Here is a 17,508-nt window from a genome sequence, read left to right on the forward strand (position 1 = left end):
GAAAATGTCAAAGAGGAAAAATCAGTTTTCAGACAAAAAATCCAGAATATTTTTGCCGCTCTCGGTCTTTTTCAGATAAAATTCGGTGTAACCGCAGTTTGCACAGCTGATGGTGATAAACTCCCCGTTTGGAATGTCGAAAAGTGCAGCCATCGACCCTTTTGCACCGTAAAACGTGTGATGTGTGAACTTTTTGCAGCCGCATTTGCAGCAGGTATATGTCATCTTTTGCACAAAATCGCTTCCTTTCCAATGATTAACTTTCCTGCCAGCGCGTGTAATCGGTGTCCGACCAGGACGGCTGGCGCTCGTAAAACAGCAGAAAAACACGCTTGTGATAGGAAAATCCCACGGTTTCCCATCTCTCAAGTTCGGCCTGCATCACGTACGATGTCCCATCCTGCTCGACGATCTTTTGCTCGGGCAGGAAAAATGGGATGAACAGCAAGACAGCCGACGCTGCGAGGATGGACAGGCACACGACCGCGGACAGCAAAATAAAGAGCGCTTTGCGTATCACAGTCGTATCACCAATCAACTTGTGCAGTATATGTAGTATCCCGTTTCCGAACAGCAGCAGCCAGATGAATGCCGCAAATAACAAGATGGTCAGTACAGGGGTTCGTACGCCGAGTCCGATTGCGTAAATCCCTGCGTAAACAGCGATAGCCAGAATACCGATCGCACAAAGCCACCGGAAGCGCCGTTCGGTGTGCTGGATGATATCGTGCATATTACACCTTCTTTGCAATGTTTTCTCTATCCTACCATACCGATGTGCCTTTGACAAGCAGCACGTGCGCGGCGTATACTGAACATAAAGTACAATGGGAGGTCGGTGTGATGCAGACAAGAATCGAGATCGTTCAGGGCGATATCACCAAGATCCAGGCTGACGCGATCGTCAACGCGGCTAACACAAGCCTTTTGGGCGGCGGTGGTGTGGACGGTGCCATCCATCGTGCGGCAGGCCCGGAACTTTTGGCAGAGTGCCGCACGCTGGGCGGCTGCCCGACCGGACAGGCCAAGATCACCGGCGGATACCGACTGCCTGCGCGGTACGTCATCCACACACCGGGACCGATTTGGCACGGCGGACAGAGCGGGGAAGATGACCTGCTCGCGGACTGCTATCGCAATTGCCTTGCTCTCGCAGCAGAACACGACTGCCGCACGGTAGCATTCCCGGCCATCAGCACCGGTGTCTATCACTTTCCGCTTGATCGTGCAGCCGCAATCGCGGTGCGCGAGATTCGAGCCTTTCTGCAAACGCATGCGGTGCCCGAGCGCGTCCTTCTGGTATGCTTTGACGCACGCACTGCACAGGCGTATGAGAACGCTCTGCACTAAAAACGACAGCAAAAAAGACCGCTCGTATTCGAGCGGTCTTTTGCGTTGCAGATAAGATTTAGTTGTCGCCGCAGTACTTGTGCAGGGTCTGACGGACAGCGCCCGGACCTGCAATCAGTTCGCGGAAATACTCGGTGACCTTTTCAGCCACACCAACCTCGTACAGGTTGACGCCGAAAATGGGCTTGGAGGACAGAATCGGGTAGAGCTGTGCCTCGGTGACCTTCTCGGTACCCAGCTTGATGCCTTCCAGATGCTTCTGCAGCATTTTCAGGTTGGGGTCGGGGCTCAGTTCAAAGGCCTCACCCTTGTCATCCACACCGATCAGGTAGCGCAGCCAGCCAGCCAGTGCCAGCGGCAGGTACTTGAGCTTGCAGACGCGATACTTGGGCAGGGGGGAATCGTAGTAGCCTTGCAGCGTGACACCGAAACGGGTTGCCAGCTTTTGCGAGGTATCGGTTGCGATACGCTGCGGGGTGTCGGGCATGAAGGGGTTGGGATAGCGTACAGCCAGTGCCTCATGCAGGTACTCGTGCGGGTCGAGAACGCCGGGGTCGGAAACCATGGGCATTGCCTCGATCTCGCTCATGCGGGTGATGAGGTTAACAAGATCCTTGTCCTGCATCTCGTCGCTGATCTTGGTGTAGCCCAGCAGGCAGCCGTAAACTGCGAGGGTGGTGTCGTTGGGGTTTAAGCAGGTGCAGGCCTTCATCATTGCGGTCTTGAGCACGATGTCGCTGCGGGTGAAGATGACGCCGAGCTGCTCAAGCGGCGGATGACCAACCGGGAAGTTGTCCTCGATCAGCAGGTACTGCGGTTGTTCGGTATTGACAAAGGGTGCGTATATGGTGCCCTTAGCGGTGACACAGGGAGTCATGCCTTCCAGACCGTCAGCAGCCAGGTGCTCGGCGATCTTGGGATCGGGATGGGGCGTAATCTTGTCGATCATGGTGATCGGGAATGCAACCTGCTCGGACAGGTAAGACAGCTCTGCGTCGTCAATGAGACCTGCTGCCTTCCAGGCATAGGCAATTTCCATCATCGACCAGCGCAGACGCATGCTGTTGTTCTGGCAGTTATCCATCGATACCAGTGCGATGGGCTTGCCGCAGGTGTGCATACGGTGCAGGCACAGCGAGATGACGCGGCCGATCAGGCTCTGGGTGCCCTTGGGGCCGTTCTCCATGTCGTGTGCGACATCGGGATAGAGGTTCTTATCGTTGTCGCGCAGCGGATAAGCCTTCTCGGTGATGGTGAAAGAAACCATCTGTAAGGAAGGAGCGGCAAAGATTTCAGCGACACGGTCGTAGTCGGTACCGAGAGTCAGCGCCTCAGCAATCGAGCCGACGACTTCCTTCTTCAGGCGGCCGTCTGCGTACAGGGTTACAGCAAGCGACAGGTTGTCGTGTGCGCGATAGCAAGCGTCGATGAGTTCCTCGTCATACGCCTCACAGCAGATGATACCGGTATCGGTCAGACCAGCGGTCAGCATACGCTGTGCCAGAACGGCCGGAAATGCGCGGAACATGCTGCCAGCGCCAAAATGCAGCCAGGTCGGAGCGGCTTTGGTGCGCGCTGCCATTGCGGGAATGTCATACTGCGGCATGCGGTAGCTTTCCCAGGCCAGTTTGTTCTCCAAACTCTCCAGATTTAATTTCATATATTTTCACCAATCCTTTTTGCATATATGATTGTCATGGTACATTTATTATAGCAAATATCCCATCTATATGCTAGTGGGTTTTGTGCATTTCGGCAAAAAATTCTGGTTCATCGCAAAAAAATGGATGAACTTTTGGGTAAATTCCGGGACAGAGGCGGGAATGAGGGTTTTGCATTCAAATTTTAACCGGGCTGTGGTATAATGAGCGTGCACGGAAAGGAGTTGTACTATGCTTTTAGCAGCCGAGCATATTGAAAAAAATTACGGGATGAAGCGCCTTATCCGGGACGCTTCCCTTTATCTGGATACCGGGGACAAGGTGGGTATCATTGGCATCAACGGTACGGGAAAATCCACGTTGCTGCGCGTTTTGGCGCGTGCAGAGGAGCCGGACAGCGGTACGGTGCAGGTATTTCCCAATGTACAGGTGTCGTACATGCCGCAGAACCCGGACATGGACGCGGACGCAACCGTGTTAGAGCAGGTGTTCCGCGATCTGCCGAGCGAATACCGCACGGTCGCAGAGTATGAAGCGCGCACCATGCTGACCCGTTTGGGACTGAATGACCATGACCAGAAGATCGGCACGCTGTCCGGCGGTCAGCGCAAGCGCGTGGCACTGGCATCCGCACTGATTCACCCGTCTGATCTATTGATCTTGGACGAGCCGACCAACCATCTGGATATGGAGATGGCGGCATGGCTGGAAGATTACCTCATTCGCTTCCACGGCGGCCTGATTCTGATTACCCATGACCGTTACTTCCTCGATCGCGTGGTCAATCGCATTGTCGAGCTGGAGGACGGCGTGCTGTACAGCTATGAGGCCAACTACGCACGTTATCTCGAACTGAAAGCCGAGCGATTGGAGATGGAGCAGGCAGGCGAACGCAAACGGCAGGCCATTCTGCGCCGGGAATACCAGTGGATCATGCGCGGCGCACGCGCACGCGGTACCAAGAGCCGTGACCGCATCGAGCGCTATGAGGCGCTGCGCGATCAGGACGCGCCGGTCGAGCGCGAGCGGGTGCAGATGTCCGCACTTTCCGGGAGACTGGGACGCAAGACCATCGAGCTTGACCACGTCACCAAAGTATATGGCGGCCAGACGGTGATCTCGGACTTTTCCTACATTCTGTCCCGCGATGATCGCATCGGCGTGGTCGGTGTCAACGGTGCGGGCAAAACGACTCTGCTAAACCTCATCGCCGGACGTGTCCAGCCAGACAGCGGTACGGTGGAAACCGGTCAGACCGTCCGTTTGGGTGTCTTCTCGCAGGAGGGACGCGAACTTGACCCGAATGCAAGGGTCATCGACTGGATTCGCGATATCTCAAACCGCATCGAGACCCCGGAAGGTACGTTCACGGCTTCGCAGATGCTGGAAAAGTTCCTGTTTTCGGGCGACTTGCAGCATCAGTTCATCGGTAAGCTGTCGGGCGGTGAAAAGCGCCGTCTGTATCTGCTGTCAGTGCTGATGGAAGCGCCCAACGTCCTGCTGCTCGACGAGCCGACCAACGACTTGGACGTAGAAACGCTGACCATTCTGGAAGATTATCTGGAATCCTTCCCGGGCATCGTGCTCGCGGTATCCCATGACCGCTATTTTCTGGATAAGATCGCGCACTCGATTTTCGAGGTCTGCCGCGGCGGCGAGGTACGCCAGTATACCGGCAATTTCTCCGATTATCTGGACAAGCGCGTCCCGGCGGAAAAAGCCGAGCGGGTCAAGACCGAAAAGACCGAGAAGGCACAGAAACCGGCAAACAAACCGCAAAAGCTCAAATTCTCATTCAACGAGCAGCGAGAGTTCGACCACATCGACGAGGAACTTGAGCAGCTGGCTGCAAAGATTGAGACGTGCGAACAGCAAATCGCGAGTGCGGCTAACGATTACGTCAAATTGCAGGAATTGCTCGCGCAGAAGGAAGAGCTGGAGCGTCAGCAGGAATATAAAATGGAGCGCTGGGTCTATCTGAACGAACTGGCGGAAAAGATCGCGGCGCAGAACGAAAAGGCGTAAAAGAAAGGGGCGGAGCAAGGTTTATGAAAAAATGGTACGATGAGGAATATGTGTTCACGGTGGAAGTCACAGGCTTTCTGCGTGGCACACAGACCGAACACTATTGCCGCAACGGCGAAGAAATTGGTGATCGGTATACCTGTACGTATGGCTGTCCGGTCAATGCAGACGGACAGGGGATCTGCTCTAAGACCATGCTGATGCTGTTTCCCCTGATGGAAGCGGTGCGCAGCGGCGGCGATTTGCAGAACGTCGGCGGCGATGGTACGTACAGCAAAACCATTGTATGTCCGGACGGCTGTGTGATCTTTCGTCTGACCGCACAAAAAACCGGAAAGAAAAACTTTTATAAAGGCAAATTTCTGGAATAACTGCCCCATATCAAACAAAAAGCGCTCAGGACACCGGATTCGGTGCTCTGAGCGCTTACTTTTTGTGAAATTACTTGTGATAGAGCTTCTTGGTCTGATGAACGGGCTCGCAGGTCAGGTTCATGCCCAGCTTCTTGAAGACGTTGTCGTCTACCTGAGCCAGAATGACCGAGGAGTGTACCTCACAGCCGCGCAGACCGGACAGGTGATCGAGTGCAAGCTTTGCGACCGGGTTGGTGGTTGCCGAGATGGACAGCGCAATCAGCACTTCGTCGGTGTGCAGGCGCGGGTTGTGGTTGCCCAGACCCTGGGTCTTGAGCTGCTGGATGGGCTCGATGATGAGCGCGGGCAGCAGCGGCAGGTTGTCCGGAATGTGTGCCAGGTGCTTGAGTGCGTTGATGAGCGCAGCCGAGGACGCGCCGAGCAGGGACGAAGTCTTGCCGGTCACGATCGTGCCGTCAGGCAGCTCGATGGCAGCAGCCGGATTGCCGTCGGTCTCCTCCGAGCGCTTGAGCGCTGCGGAAACAACCGGGCGGTCTTCGATGGAGACCTTAGCCTGCTGCATGAGCAGTTCGAGCTTGTGAATGGCAGTATCGTCGCTGCGGCCGTCGCGCTTGTCGCACAGCGCCTGATAATAGCGGCGAATGATCTCCTGGCAGGATGCCTCACGGCAAGCATCGTCGTCGATGATGCACTTGCCGGCCATGTTGACGCCCATGTCGGTGGGAGAGTGGTAGGGGCTTTCGCCTGCGATCTTCTCAAAGATTGCGTTGACGACCGGGAAGATCTCAACGTCACGGTTGTAGTTGACCGTGGTCACGCCGTAGGTTTCGAGGTGGAAGGGGTCGATCATGTTGACATCGTTGAGGTCAGCGGTTGCAGCCTCGTAAGCGAGGTTGACCGGATGCTTGAGGGGCAGGTTCCAGATGGGGAAGGTCTCGAACTTCGCGTAGCCAGCCGAGATACCGCGCTTGTACTCGTGGTAGAGCTGGGACAGGCAGGTTGCCATCTTGCCCGAGCCAGGGCCGGGAGCGGTGATGACAACGAGCGGACGGGAAGTCTCGATGTACTCGTTCTTGCCGTAGCCCTCGTCGGAGACGATGAGCTGTACGTTGCTCGGATAGCCTGCGATGGGGTAGTGGGTGTAGACCTTGACGCCCAGTGCGATCAGACGGCGTTTGAACGCATCGGCAGCAGCCTGACCTGCGTACTGGGTGATGACGACCGAACCGACATACAGACCGATGCCGCGGAATGCGTCGATCAGACGCAGTACATCGACATCATAGGTAATGCCCAGATCCGAGCGGACTTTGTTCTTCTCGATGTCGCCAGCCGAGATGGCGATGACGATTTCGGCCTGGTCGGCCATCTGCGCGAGCATGCGCACCTTGCTGTCGGGTGCGAAGCCGGGCAGAACGCGGGAAGCGTGGTAGTCGTCGAACAGCTTGCCGCCGAACTCCAGATAGAGCTTGCCGCCGAACTGTGCGATGCGCTTTTTGATGTGTTCGGACTGCATGGACAGATATTTGTCGTTGTCGAATCCAATTTTGTTCATAATCTAGGCCCTTCCTTCTATATAACGGTTACTCGATCCGATAAATTTACATACATCATAAATTATAAAGACTTTTTCCGGGTTTTACAACGGCTGTCCGGTAAATTTACATGGAAAAATTCAGCCGGAAAAACTGTGCAAAAATCGTGATTGTGCCCGTTGCAGGACACAAAAAGACCGTCCGACAGGGGACGGCCAAAAAGTTATGCGGCGGCATGCAGACGGGAAAGAGCTGAAAATAACGTATCCGTACCGGATGCAGGAGAAAAACAGACGAAGAATCCTGCACGCAAGGGAAGATAAAGATGTTTGCGATCGACCCAGACGGTAAAAGTTTGGTCATCTTCGTGCCAGAGAGACAGTTCGTATAAGGTTGCGGGCGGTTCGGACGTGATGCGGCGGGTCAGACCACGGAAATGCAAGGTCATATCGCGAAGCGTTTGTCCTACGTCTGCGGCTTGCTCGGCAGAAAGCTCGATCGGAATGAGGGAAGCACCCTGATTGTGTTCACGCAGTGTGCAGCCGCTGGGCTGCGTCAGTGTCTGTTCGCTGGTAAACAGGGTAAATGAGCATGGGACAAATAAGAGAATCAAAACCAGAACGGCCAGCACGATGGTTATGACACGACGTTTCATGTTATCACCCCTTTGGTACGCAGCATGAGTATATATTTATTGTAGGGTATTCCGAATGGCTGTCAAGCATAGATGAGCACGCTTGCGATTTTTTCGCGGGTGCGGTATACTAAACCAAACAGAAACGATGTGATAAGGAGCATTGGAGCTATGACGGTAACAGCAGCCGAGATGAAGGAAATTGAGCGCAAGGCAGCCGAGGGCGGCCTGAGCTACGAACAGATGATGGAGAATGCAGGCCGTGCGGTGGCAGACTTCGTGCAGGAGAAGCAGCCGGTACTGCGCACAGCAGCGATTTTTGTCGGCAAGGGTAACAATGGCGGCGACGGACTGGTTGCAGCGCGTTATCTGCGCGAGCGCGGTGTGCGTGCAGCGGTCATTCTGGTCGAGGGTGAGCCCAAGAGCGAGCAGGCGCGGGCGAACTTTGCAAAGCTGGACGAAAAGACCCCGATCTGGCCGATCGAGGAGCTGCAAATGGATCAGATCAACTGGATTTTCGATGCAGACGCTGCAATTGATGCGGTGTATGGCACTGGTTTCCACGGAGAACTGTCCGACGTGGCACGCGCAGCGACCACCATGCTGTGCCGTTCGTTCGGTATGGTATTTGCCATCGACCTGCCCAGCGGTGTCAACGCGGACACCGGGGAACTGGCTGTCGGTGCCGCGATGGCCGATCACACCATCGCGCTGCATGCCGAAAAGCCGGCGCACAGTCTGGCCAAGGCAAATTGCGGCCTGACCCATGTTGCAGACATCGGCATTAAGTAAGCCATAAAGACAAGAAAAAAAACCGCCCGAATGGGCGGTTTTTTAATGCTTATTCATGCTCGTCCTCATACTGGCGCAGCGTGCCCTCGGTCATGTGGGACAGCGCGGCCAAACGCTCATTGACCATATCCCACATGCACATCGGCAAGTGATCGCGATGACCACGGTGAATGGTCACGCATTCAAAGCAGTTGCCGTGATGGGGACAGGCTTCCTTGCATGGGCAGTGATCGCCGGATTCGCGTACCTGACGGAGAAATTCCATCTTCATTTCATACGCTTCCTGCTTTTTGCCCTGCTGATCGAGCTCATTCTGCTGGATGGCCAGCGGGTTGTTATCGATCTGCATAAATAATGTGTACGATTAGCGGTACAGCTCGGGCTTCTCGATGGTCTCAACCGGGAGAAATACGCCCTTACCGCGGGAGTTGTTGAGGGCATCGCCTGCAACACAAGCAACATAGCCATCCCAAGAGGACGGGCCGGTCAGCTTGCCGTTCTCAACGGACTTAACCCACTCGGTCATCTCGATGTCGTAAGCTTCGATGAAGCGATCCTTCCAGTCGGTCAGGATCGGGAAGCTGCGGGTTGCGTTTGCACGCTTAACAACTGCGTACGGATCGGGCAGGTTGATGGTACCCTTCTCGCAGACAACCTGGCACTGGATGTCGTAGCCGTAGCCGTCAGCAACCTGTACCTCAACGTCGATGCGGCAGCCGTTCTGGGTCTCGAGCAGAACGATCTGCGGGTTATCGTAACCCTTGTTGCTCAGCGAGCTCTGACGAACCTTCAGAACCTGTGCGCTCTTGTACTCGTCGCCCAGCAGCCAGCGGCAGATGTCCAGCTCATGGATTGCAACGTTGGTGATACCCATCTCGGTCTTGAAGCCCGGGCCCTGGGAAACGTTACGATGGCATGCATGGATCATCAGGGGAGCACCCAGCTCACCGGACTCGATGATGCGCTTCATCTCAGCGTAGCCACGGTCGTAGCGGCGCATGAAGCCGACCTGTACCAGGCGCTTGCCATGCTTGAGCTCAGCCTCAATGATCTTCTCGCAGTCAGCTGCGTTCAGAGCCAGGGGCTTCTCGCAGAAGATGTACTTGCCATGCTTCAGACCCTCGAGGACATAGCCAGCGTGGGAGTCGTCAGAAGAAGTGATCAGGATCGCCTGTACTTCGGGAGCGGCAATCAGCTCTTCGCCAGATGCGTATGCACGAATGCCATACTGTGCTGCAACCTTGTCAGCAGCCTCCTGGAAATAATCCGCGCAAGCAACAACTTCTGCACCCGGTACCAGGTCATGCAGACGGCGGATGTGATCGCGGCCAATGGCGCCGCAGCCAATAACACCAATATTTAACATGAGATTTCAACGTCCTTTCCAGCGTTTTTTTCCAACTGATACAGTTGGTTGACTCTCTTACTTAATGATACGCAACTTGTGCGCTCTGGTCAATGTTTTTCGTGTAAAATCGGAAGCTTAACCAAAATTCCGGGCGTATTTTTAGGCAAAGGATGGGGTGTAGAACGGCAGAAAAGGCAGCTTAGAGTGTGCAATGTGCAATTTTGTTTAAAGCACAAGTGCCTCACGCAGGGCACGGAGCGAAGCGATGTGACCGTCGAGCATGGACATGGTCAGATCTTCCATCTCGAGCGCGACCACATCGTCGTAGCCGCACATGCGAACGACCGAGAAAAATTCCTGCCACCACTGTACGCCGTGACCGGCGCCGACAGCGACATAATTCCACGAACGCTTTGCAAAATCATTGATGCCCTTGGTGTCGAGTACACCGTTCGGGCCGATCAGACGGCGCTCCATGCGGGAGTCCTTGCCGTGGACGTGATAGAGTGCACCGGCTTCACCAAGTACACGCGCGGCTTCCATGGGATCGCCGCCCATCCAGAACAGGTGTGAGGGGTCAAGGTTCATACCGATCAGGTCGCTGCCCACTGCTTCGCGCAGACGCAGGCAGGTTTCCGGATTGTATACCAGCTGCATGCCGTGGTTTTCCAGTGCAATCTTTTCAATGCCGCAGTCGGCAGCCATGCGCACGATGTCGCGCCACATGGGGATGGCGACTTCCTCCCACTGATAACGCAGGATGTCCTGTGTCTCGGGCGGCCAGGAGGTCGTGACCCAAACCGGGGTGCGGTCACCCGGGCAGCCGGCAGGCAGACCGCTCATCATAACAATCTTATGGATACCGAGCTGCTCAGCGAGCTGGAAGGTTTTCTGGGTGACTTCCATATCCTTCTTATATGCAAGGGGATTGCCCGAGCAGTTGAGTGCACACAGAGACAGGCCGCGCGAGCGCATCGCGTCGTACCATTTTGTGCGTGCAGATTTGTTCGAAACGACCGTGTCAAGATCGATGTGCGGGGCGCTTGACCAGTTGCCTGTGCCGATTTCCAGGCAGGAAATGCGTTCACGCACACAGAAGTCAAGCATTTCTTCGTAGGGCATATCCAGGGTGCAGGTCTTAATACCGAGTTTCATGGTCATATTCCTCATTTCTGTCTGAAGTATTTTGTGCAATTTGTCTTTGTACGAAATGACGTCAGTCAAAGAGTACAAAAAAAATGAAACGTTAATGTGCAACTTGCACAATGAAAATGGTGATTGTTGGGGAAGTGAGGCGAAAAAACGCAGAATTGTGTGTTGTCTTTTTTATTTTAGAGCAGGGGTGACAAAAATGCAAGCAGAAAGGTCACAACAAAAGACACAGAGAACAATACAAAGAACATCAAAATATATTCAAAAATTTATTGAGATTGCCGAGAAGAAAAGAGAAAAGGCACAAGGCACATAAAAAATAAATCGGAATTGTAAATTTCTTAATCGAATTCCACAAAGTCAGAATCGAAAATTAAGCATACTTACAATAGTGCACAATCTCCTTGACAGCGTCCGGTGGAGGACTTAAAATATAGACAATGACCTGTGTATTTCACAGGGGTAAATTTAGCGTTCCGCACAAAAGCGGGGCGCGTGAAGAAAAGAGAGGTTTGCATTATGAAAGTGAAGAAGTTAATGGCAGCAGCGCTGGTCGGTTCTATGGCTCTGTCTCTGGCAGCTTGCGGCGGTACCACGACTGAGGACACCAAGGGCTCTGAGAGCGCTGACACCTCCACCGCTGAGGCTGGCGACGGCAACTACAACATTAGCGTCATCCTGAAGACCACCGCTTCCGAGTACTGGGGTTATGTAAAGGCTGGTGCTGAGGCTTACGGCAAGGATCATCCGAATGTAAAAGTTGAAGTTAAGGGCGCTTCCTCTGAGACTGCTTATGATGAGCAGTTGGGCATGATTGAGACCGAACTGAGCAATGCCTCCAATGATGGCTTTGTTATTGCTCCGCTGCAGGCTGATATGGTTAAGACTAAGATTGCGGGCCAGACTAAGCCGATCGCAGCAGTTGACACCGATATCGATGCTCCCGAAGTCTTCACTTTCGTTGGTACCGGTAACGAAGCAGCTGGTAAGCTGGGCGGCGCTGCTGCAGTAGAAGCTGCAAAGGCTGCTGGCTGGGAAGAGATTAAGGCAATCGAGATTTGCGGTGTACAGGGCGACTCCACCAACGAGGCTCGTAAGGCTGGTTACATGGCTGGTATCGAAGAGGCTGGCGGCGACTTCCTCGAGGAAGAGACCCAGTACGCTGAGGCTACCGCTGATAAGGCTGTAAACTGCATGGAAGCAATCATGCAGAAGTTCCCGGACGGCATCGCAATCATCTGTGCAAACAACGATGATATGGCTATGGCAGCTGCTCGTACCGGTAAGGCAAACCCGAACTATGCAAACACCATTTACCTCGGTTTTGACGGCATCCAGGCTGCATGTCAGTCCATCCTGAAGGGCGAGCTGACCATGTCTGTTGCACAGCAGGGCTACGAGATGGGTTACAAGTCTGTTGAGGCTGTTGTACAGAAGCTCGACGGCGCTACCGATATCCCGGACTTCATCGACTCTGGTGCAGACGTTGTAACTCTGGACAACGCTCAGGAGCGCATGGACACCCTGAAGGGCTACCTGGCATAATTTAATCCAGCGTACACACTTTTTCTCGACAGTTAATTAGAGAGAGCACTCCCGCCCTGGGCCTGAGGGCTGGGGCGGGAGTTTTATGTCTGCTTCCTGAAAAACTTCTATGGACGGAGCGACAGCCGTGTCCAGTAAAGGGGACGGTTAAGATCGCGCCGAGAGCGATTTTCGAGAATTTGCTCCGCACCCCCATCTCGGAGAAGAACAGGTGATGAATCGATGAGTGAATATGTAGTAGAATTGAAAAATGCGGTGAAGCTTTTCCCTGGCGTCGTCGCACTGAAAAACATGCACCTCAACGTCAAGCCCGGTGAGATTCTGGGTCTGATCGGTGAGAATGGCGCGGGTAAATCCACGCTGATCAAGGTGCTCACTGGTGTACACCAGCCTGATGAAGGCGAAATCTATGTAGAAGGCCAGCTCAAAAAGTTCAAGGACCCCAACGAGTCCGCTGCTGCAGGTATCGCTTGCGTATACCAGGAGCTGAACATCGAGCCCCTTCTGAGCATTACCGACAACATTTTTATCAACAAGTGGATCAAAAAGGGTGGTCTGCTTGACTATCCCACCATGCATAAGAAGGCAAAGGAAGTCATGGCGTCTCTGGGCCAGGACATCGATCCGCACAAGCCGGCGGGTACCTTCGGTATGGGCGTTCAGCAGATGATTGAGATTGCAAAGGCAGTCCTGATCGATGCGAAGATGATTATCATGGACGAGCCTACTTCGTCCCTCGGCGAGAAGGAAGTCGAACAGCTGATGAAGACCTGCCGTGACCTGAAGGCACGCGGCATCGGCATCGTGTTCGTTTCTCATAAGCTGGAAGAGCTGTTCGAGCTGTGTGACCGTGTTACCGTTATCCGTGACGGTGAGTTCATCGAGACCCGAGACACCAAGGATTGGGACAATGACTCGCTGATTACCGCAATGGTAGGCCGCAGCCTGGACAATCAGTTCCCCAAGGAGTTCGGTCAGAAGAGTGCCGAGCCGGTTCTGAAGGTTGAGAACCTGCAGGAGGGCGGCGTACTCTTTGGTGTTGACTTTGAGGCATACGGCGGACAGATTCTGGGCTTTGCGGGCCTGGTTGGTGCCGGCCGTACCGAGACCATGCGCGCGATCTTCGGTGCAGATCCGATTGATGGCGGCAAGGTTTACATCCATGGCAAGGAAGTCAGCATTAAGAATCCGCGTCAGGCCATCAACAATGGCATTGCGTTCCTCACCGAGGATCGTAAGGGTCAGGGTCTGGTTCTGGCACAGACCATTCGTACCAATCTGATCCTTGCAAACATGAAGCGTTTTTGTAATGGTCCCTTCCTGAACGAGAAGAAGATCGTAGAGTCTGGTCAGGAACACATCAAGTCCCTGCGCATCAAGACCCCGTCGATCGATGAGATCGTTGGTCAGCTGTCTGGTGGTAACCAGCAGAAGGTTGTTATCGGTAAGTGGCTGAATGCGGACGCAGACATCTTTATCTTTGACGAGCCGACTCGTGGTATTGACGTCGGTGCAAAGGTCGAAGTATATAACGTCATGAACAGCCTGGTCAAGGCCGGCAAGTGCGTCATTATGATCTCTTCGGAAATGCCCGAGATCCTGGGCATGAGCGACCGCGTTGTCGTTATGCGCGGCGGTAAGGTTATGGCGACGGTTGACCGAGACAGCAAACATTTCAATCAGGAAGATATCATGAAGGCTGCATGGGGAGGAACATTAGATGGCTAAGACGATGACAAAGAAAAAAGGCGGCAATGGTGTATCGCTTGGTACCCTGGCTGCACTGGTAGTTCTGTGTGTGATTCTGGCAATTGCTTCGCCGAACTTCTTGAATTATAACAATATTATGAGTATTTTCAAACAGTGCACATTTAATGCATTTGTTTCGGTTGGTATGCTGCTCTGTTTGATTACTGCTGGCATTGAGCTTTCGGTTGGTGCAAACGCAATTTTCTGCTCGTGCCTGATGGGCATGCTGCTACAGAAGGGTATTACAGATAATGGCGTTGTTATGGTTATCGTTGCACTGGTTGCTGGTACTGCAATCGGCCTGATCAACGGCCTGCTGCTCACCCGCCTGCATCTGCCTCATCCCTTCGTTTCTACTCTGGGTATGAAGAACGTTCTGTGGGGCGCTGCTCTGTTGGTTACCAGTTCTCAGATCGTTTCGGGCTTCCCGGAGACTACGGCTTGGTTCGGTGGTTCGGATGTCGGTGGTTTCCCGATTGCATTTATTTTTGTTATCATTCTGTACATTGTAATGCACATTTTCCTGACCAAGACGACTCTGGGTCGTTCGATCTACTGTGTTGGCGGTAACCCGGAAGCAGCTCGTCTGTCCGGTATCAACTCCGCAAACGTTCTGACTTTCTGCTACACCTTCTCCGGTCTGATGGCGGCAATTGCTGGTGTTTATACCACCGGTCGTTCTGGTATCTGTAATGGTGCCGCAGCAATCCAGCCGTACGATACCGACGCAATCGCAGCCTGCATCATCGGCGGCGCATCCTTCATGGGCGGCAAGGGCACCATGGCAGGTACTATGGTCGGCGTTCTGATCATCGGTGTTCTGCGTAACGGCTTCACTCTGCTGTCTTTTGATACTGCGCTCCAGAACCTGGTACTCGGCCTGGTTATCATCCTGGCAGTCCTGATGGACGTTACCCGTGAGCGTATGGAGGCTAAGGCTCGTCGTATGGCAGCTGCAAACTCCGCAAAGTAAGTTCATACTTGCAAATAAAAAAAGAAGCGCCGAAGCGCTTCTTTTTTTATTTGTTTTCGTCGTGTGCCTGACGCTGCTGCTGGATTGCCGCGTGTTCGGCTTCCAGCTCGTGGTAGAGCGCACTGATACACCAGGACGCATTGGTTGGGGTAACGACCGCCTTGAGGCGCACGCCGCCTGCACGGCGGATCTCCGCCAGAAAGGCATCGAGCTGCGGCTCGGTAAAATTATGGAAGATCAGCATTTCCTGCGTAAAGAGTTCCCCTTCCAGCGGTTCAGCGTCGGCGTATGCGGGCAGACCGACCAGACGACCGAGCGGAAGCGTAAATTCATCCGGCGATACCGTATGGATGCGCAGTCCCAGTTTGACCGCAGCCATCTTGATTTTGGCAGCTTTGGTGCCGTTCAGATTACAGCACAAAACGGTCGCGCGGTTTGGGTGTTTCATCAAAATTTCCTCCTTTTCAATATGTAGATGATTTTAGTATAGCGTATGCTTTTGGCTGTGACAAGAGGCAGCGAAAGTTTATGCAGAGAAGTGTAACAAAAAACGCGGAAACTATGTACAATATACATAAAATTGACGCGATAAACTTGTCTTTTTGCTGAAAATAGACAAAATGCTTGCCTTTTTTGGTTGCCGGTGATATCATTAGGTATCCGAAAAGCAGCTGAGGAAATATGTCTGCTTTTTATGTTGTCGTCCTCTGTGGACGGGAAGTACATCCAGATGTAAAAAAGGAGGAAACATTGATGAGTGACAAGAGAATGCGCAGACTCGCTGCCCTGGGATTGGGCGCCGCACTAGCCATGACGTCACTGACCACAGCGTTTGCAGCGGACAAGGCTGCAACGGCAAAGGTCACGGTTGACAAGCAGCCAGCAGCGGTACAAGGCTACGAGATCGACGGCAGCAACTATTACAAGCTGCGCGATCTGGCAGAAATCCTTGATTTTGGTCTGTCTTGGGATGCAGCAAGCTCGACTATCTCCATTGATTCCACCAGCTCGTACAAGGCAGATGCAACCAAGCTGATTCAGGGCAACTGGGCACCTGCAACGCGTGCACGCATTCAGGCTGTAATCGATGCAAATGCCAACAAGGGTAAGTACGTCGTATTTGATTTCGATAACACTTCGGTTATTTTCGATATTCAGGAAGCGCTTCTGGTTTATCAGATTGAGAACCTGGAATTCAAGATGACCCCGGAGCAGCTGCCCGACGTACTGGCAACCGGTATTCCCGACCTCAAGAAGGAACTGGGCAAGAGCCTGGACGGCAAGACCGTAACGCCCGAGACGCTGATTGCAGATATCACGAGCGATTACACCTGGCTGTATGAAAATTACAAGGGAATGAAGGGTACTAAGGATCTGTCGTACATCCATGCAACCAATCAGTATCAGGATTTCGCGGCAAAGTTGCGCTATATGTACAGCTCGATCGGTGACAACTTTGACCATGCAGTATCCTATCCGTGGGTTACCTACCTGTTCACCGGTATGACGCCGGATGAAGTACAGAAGCTGGCAACGGCATCGCACACCTATTGGGCAAACTATGGCCGCTATGCAGAGGAAACTTGGACTTCGCCTATTGAACAGCCGGGTCAGTCTGGTGTCCTGTCGGTTAGCTTCGTAACCGGCCTGACCTTCACCGATGAACTGCTCGACCTGTATCATACCCTGATGGCAAACGGCATTGACGTTTACATCGTCTCGGCATCTCCGATTGATACCGTGCTTGCAGCAAGCAAGGTAATGGGCTATGACGTACCGGAAGACCATATCTTTGCAATGCGCAACAAGCTCGACGAGAACGGCGTTTACATCAATGAGTATGATTACGATTGGGGCGGCGAAGGCAAATATGCGCAGACCCAGGGCCCTGGCAAGAGCACGATCATCACCAATTTCATCGCTCCCAAGTATGCCGGCGCAGGCCCGCTGATGGTCTTTGGCGACAGCGCAGGTGACTGGAACATGATGACCGATTGGATGGACGAAGGCGACACCCAGCTCGGCGTTATCTTCAACCGTTACCGCAAGCCCAGCGATCCGATTTGGGAAGGCTCGGTAGAGGCATCTAAGACCATCGGTCAGGCAGATGCAAAGTTTGTACTCCAGGGTCGTGACGAGAATACCGGTGAACTGCGTCCGAGCGAGAAGTCGATTATGCTCGGCGAGACCGAAGAAGTTCTGGTTCGTCCGGCAAGCTAAATTTCGTGAAACGTACCATGTGATTGGTAAGTTAGTGAGCAAAAGGGACAGACGAAAGTCTGTCCCTTTTCATGTTGGCGTATGATGATTGTGAATGAGAGAAAACAAGAGGACACTTGTGAAAGTGTCCTCTTGTACTATAAAATCTTA

The 17,508-nt window shown here is 53.4% G+C and carries 17 protein-coding genes and 3 pseudogenes; 11 read left to right on the plus strand and 9 right to left on the minus strand.

Annotated features, from left to right (window positions below; translation table 11 throughout):
* Window positions 1-21 precede the first annotated feature (21 nt).
* Both B5D52_RS01520 and B5D52_RS01525 read right to left on the minus strand, forming a co-directional pair.
* Window positions 22-225, minus strand: coding sequence for a zinc ribbon domain-containing protein (locus B5D52_RS01520; RefSeq protein WP_242825644.1), 204 nt, complete (start codon window positions 223-225; stop codon window positions 22-24).
* Window positions 226-256: 31 nt separating this feature from the next.
* A complete protein-coding gene (locus B5D52_RS01525) occupies window positions 257-733 on the minus strand; it encodes a hypothetical protein (RefSeq protein ID WP_016147710.1) in 477 nt (158 codons plus the stop codon).
* Between the two features lie 110 nt (window positions 734-843).
* Between B5D52_RS01525 and B5D52_RS01530 the strand changes: the two genes are divergently transcribed.
* Window positions 844-1,350 carry an O-acetyl-ADP-ribose deacetylase gene (locus tag B5D52_RS01530; protein ID WP_016147709.1) on the plus strand — a complete coding sequence of 169 codons (507 nt, stop codon included), beginning with the start codon at window positions 844-846 and terminating at the stop codon, window positions 1,348-1,350.
* Between the two features lie 58 nt (window positions 1,351-1,408).
* Here the strand turns inward: B5D52_RS01530 and B5D52_RS01535 are convergent, their stop codons facing one another.
* The gene (locus tag B5D52_RS01535; RefSeq protein WP_016147708.1) at window positions 1,409-3,010 is read right to left on the minus strand and encodes a mannitol dehydrogenase family protein; all 1,602 of its coding nucleotides are present in this window, start codon (window positions 3,008-3,010) and stop codon (window positions 1,409-1,411) included.
* A gap of 271 nt (window positions 3,011-3,281) precedes the next feature.
* On the opposite strand from B5D52_RS01535, the pseudogene B5D52_RS16800 reads away from it, so the two are divergent.
* The 4 genes and pseudogenes from B5D52_RS16800 to B5D52_RS01545 all read left to right on the plus strand — a co-directional run.
* A pseudogene (locus B5D52_RS16800) lies at window positions 3,282-3,977 on the plus strand (ATP-binding cassette domain-containing protein); the annotation flags it as partial.
* A gap of 171 nt (window positions 3,978-4,148) precedes the next feature.
* Window positions 4,149-4,472, plus strand: a pseudogene (locus tag B5D52_RS16805) (ATP-binding cassette domain-containing protein); the annotation flags it as partial.
* A 336-nt stretch (window positions 4,473-4,808) separates the two neighbouring features.
* A pseudogene (locus B5D52_RS16810) lies at window positions 4,809-5,036 on the plus strand (ABC transporter C-terminal domain-containing protein); the annotation flags it as partial.
* Between the two features lie 23 nt (window positions 5,037-5,059).
* On the plus strand, window positions 5,060-5,407 hold the full coding sequence (locus tag B5D52_RS01545) for a TIGR04076 family protein (protein WP_016147706.1): 348 nt from the start codon (window positions 5,060-5,062) through the stop codon (window positions 5,405-5,407).
* A 70-nt stretch (window positions 5,408-5,477) separates the two neighbouring features.
* Here B5D52_RS01545 and B5D52_RS01550 read toward each other — a convergent pair whose 3' ends face one another.
* Window positions 5,478-6,965, minus strand: coding sequence for a DUF1846 domain-containing protein (locus tag B5D52_RS01550; RefSeq protein WP_016147705.1), 1,488 nt, complete (start codon window positions 6,963-6,965; stop codon window positions 5,478-5,480).
* A gap of 203 nt (window positions 6,966-7,168) precedes the next feature.
* Window positions 7,169-7,600 (minus strand): hypothetical protein, encoded by a 432-nt coding sequence (locus tag B5D52_RS01555; RefSeq protein ID WP_016147704.1) that lies wholly within the window; start codon window positions 7,598-7,600, stop codon window positions 7,169-7,171.
* A gap of 150 nt (window positions 7,601-7,750) precedes the next feature.
* Here B5D52_RS01555 and B5D52_RS01560 point away from each other — a divergent pair, with 150 nt between their 5' ends.
* On the plus strand, window positions 7,751-8,371 hold the full coding sequence (locus B5D52_RS01560) for an NAD(P)H-hydrate epimerase (RefSeq protein WP_016147703.1): 621 nt from the start codon (window positions 7,751-7,753) through the stop codon (window positions 8,369-8,371).
* Window positions 8,372-8,420: 49 nt separating this feature from the next.
* Here B5D52_RS01560 and B5D52_RS01565 read toward each other — a convergent pair whose 3' ends face one another.
* From B5D52_RS01565 to B5D52_RS01575, 3 genes are all read right to left on the minus strand, one after another.
* Window positions 8,421-8,720 (minus strand): hypothetical protein, encoded by a 300-nt coding sequence (locus tag B5D52_RS01565; RefSeq protein ID WP_016147702.1) that lies wholly within the window; start codon window positions 8,718-8,720, stop codon window positions 8,421-8,423.
* 15 nt (window positions 8,721-8,735) lie between these two features.
* Window positions 8,736-9,737, minus strand: coding sequence for a Gfo/Idh/MocA family protein (locus tag B5D52_RS01570; protein WP_016147701.1), 1,002 nt, complete (start codon window positions 9,735-9,737; stop codon window positions 8,736-8,738).
* A gap of 207 nt (window positions 9,738-9,944) precedes the next feature.
* On the minus strand, window positions 9,945-10,874 hold the full coding sequence (locus tag B5D52_RS01575) for a sugar phosphate isomerase/epimerase family protein (protein WP_016147700.1): 930 nt from the start codon (window positions 10,872-10,874) through the stop codon (window positions 9,945-9,947).
* A 103-nt stretch (window positions 10,875-10,977) separates the two neighbouring features.
* On the opposite strand from B5D52_RS01575, the gene B5D52_RS16300 reads away from it, so the two are divergent.
* The 4 genes from B5D52_RS16300 to B5D52_RS01590 all read left to right on the plus strand — a co-directional run bounded on the left by B5D52_RS16300 (window position 10,978) and on the right by B5D52_RS01590 (window position 15,138).
* A complete protein-coding gene (locus B5D52_RS16300) occupies window positions 10,978-11,187 on the plus strand; it encodes a hypothetical protein (RefSeq protein ID WP_143287734.1) in 210 nt (69 codons plus the stop codon).
* A 203-nt stretch (window positions 11,188-11,390) separates the two neighbouring features.
* The gene (locus B5D52_RS01580; protein WP_016147699.1) at window positions 11,391-12,416 is read left to right on the plus strand and encodes a sugar ABC transporter substrate-binding protein; all 1,026 of its coding nucleotides are present in this window, start codon (window positions 11,391-11,393) and stop codon (window positions 12,414-12,416) included.
* Window positions 12,417-12,638: 222 nt separating this feature from the next.
* Window positions 12,639-14,144 carry a sugar ABC transporter ATP-binding protein gene (locus B5D52_RS01585; protein ID WP_016147698.1) on the plus strand — a complete coding sequence of 502 codons (1,506 nt, stop codon included), beginning with the start codon at window positions 12,639-12,641 and terminating at the stop codon, window positions 14,142-14,144.
* Window positions 14,137-15,138, plus strand: coding sequence for an ABC transporter permease (locus tag B5D52_RS01590; RefSeq protein ID WP_016147697.1), 1,002 nt, complete (start codon window positions 14,137-14,139; stop codon window positions 15,136-15,138). Before B5D52_RS01585 ends, B5D52_RS01590 begins: the two co-directional genes overlap by 8 nt.
* Before the next feature lie 46 nt (window positions 15,139-15,184).
* Here B5D52_RS01590 and B5D52_RS01595 read toward each other — a convergent pair whose 3' ends face one another.
* Window positions 15,185-15,586 carry a DUF3783 domain-containing protein gene (locus B5D52_RS01595; RefSeq protein ID WP_016147696.1) on the minus strand — a complete coding sequence of 134 codons (402 nt, stop codon included), beginning with the start codon at window positions 15,584-15,586 and terminating at the stop codon, window positions 15,185-15,187.
* 305 nt (window positions 15,587-15,891) lie between these two features.
* Between B5D52_RS01595 and B5D52_RS01600 the strand changes: the two genes are divergently transcribed.
* Window positions 15,892-17,358: an HAD family hydrolase gene (locus B5D52_RS01600; RefSeq protein WP_016147695.1), complete on the plus strand. Its 1,467-nt coding sequence runs from the start codon at window positions 15,892-15,894 to the stop codon at window positions 17,356-17,358.
* Window positions 17,359-17,508 lie beyond the last annotated feature (150 nt).

Origin of the sequence: Butyricicoccus pullicaecorum DSM 23266 (assembly GCF_900167005.1) — a bacterium.
GTDB lineage: Bacteria > Bacillota > Clostridia > Oscillospirales > Butyricicoccaceae > Butyricicoccus > Butyricicoccus pullicaecorum.

Coding starts and splice junctions, on each gene's coding strand:
- B5D52_RS01565 (WP_016147702.1), bottom strand. CDS start 8,720: ATGCAGATCGATAACAACCCGCTGGCCATCCAGCAGAATGAGCTCGAT.
- B5D52_RS01580 (WP_016147699.1), top strand. CDS start 11,391: ATGAAAGTGAAGAAGTTAATGGCAGCAGCGCTGGTCGGTTCTATGGCT.
- B5D52_RS01525 (WP_016147710.1), bottom strand. CDS start 733: ATGCACGATATCATCCAGCACACCGAACGGCGCTTCCGGTGGCTTTGT.
- B5D52_RS01555 (WP_016147704.1), bottom strand. CDS start 7,600: ATGAAACGTCGTGTCATAACCATCGTGCTGGCCGTTCTGGTTTTGATT.
- B5D52_RS01560 (WP_016147703.1), top strand. CDS start 7,751: ATGACGGTAACAGCAGCCGAGATGAAGGAAATTGAGCGCAAGGCAGCC.
- B5D52_RS01545 (WP_016147706.1), top strand. CDS start 5,060: ATGAAAAAATGGTACGATGAGGAATATGTGTTCACGGTGGAAGTCACA.
- B5D52_RS01535 (WP_016147708.1), bottom strand. CDS start 3,010: ATGAAATTAAATCTGGAGAGTTTGGAGAACAAACTGGCCTGGGAAAGC.
- B5D52_RS01550 (WP_016147705.1), bottom strand. CDS start 6,965: ATGAACAAAATTGGATTCGACAACGACAAATATCTGTCCATGCAGTCC.
- B5D52_RS01575 (WP_016147700.1), bottom strand. CDS start 10,874: ATGAAACTCGGTATTAAGACCTGCACCCTGGATATGCCCTACGAAGAA.
- B5D52_RS01590 (WP_016147697.1), top strand. CDS start 14,137: ATGGCTAAGACGATGACAAAGAAAAAAGGCGGCAATGGTGTATCGCTT.
- B5D52_RS01595 (WP_016147696.1), bottom strand. CDS start 15,586: ATGAAACACCCAAACCGCGCGACCGTTTTGTGCTGTAATCTGAACGGC.
- B5D52_RS01600 (WP_016147695.1), top strand. CDS start 15,892: ATGAGTGACAAGAGAATGCGCAGACTCGCTGCCCTGGGATTGGGCGCC.
- B5D52_RS01570 (WP_016147701.1), bottom strand. CDS start 9,737: ATGTTAAATATTGGTGTTATTGGCTGCGGCGCCATTGGCCGCGATCAC.
- B5D52_RS01530 (WP_016147709.1), top strand. CDS start 844: ATGCAGACAAGAATCGAGATCGTTCAGGGCGATATCACCAAGATCCAG.
- B5D52_RS01585 (WP_016147698.1), top strand. CDS start 12,639: ATGAGTGAATATGTAGTAGAATTGAAAAATGCGGTGAAGCTTTTCCCT.
- B5D52_RS01520 (WP_242825644.1), bottom strand. CDS start 225: ATGACATATACCTGCTGCAAATGCGGCTGCAAAAAGTTCACACATCAC.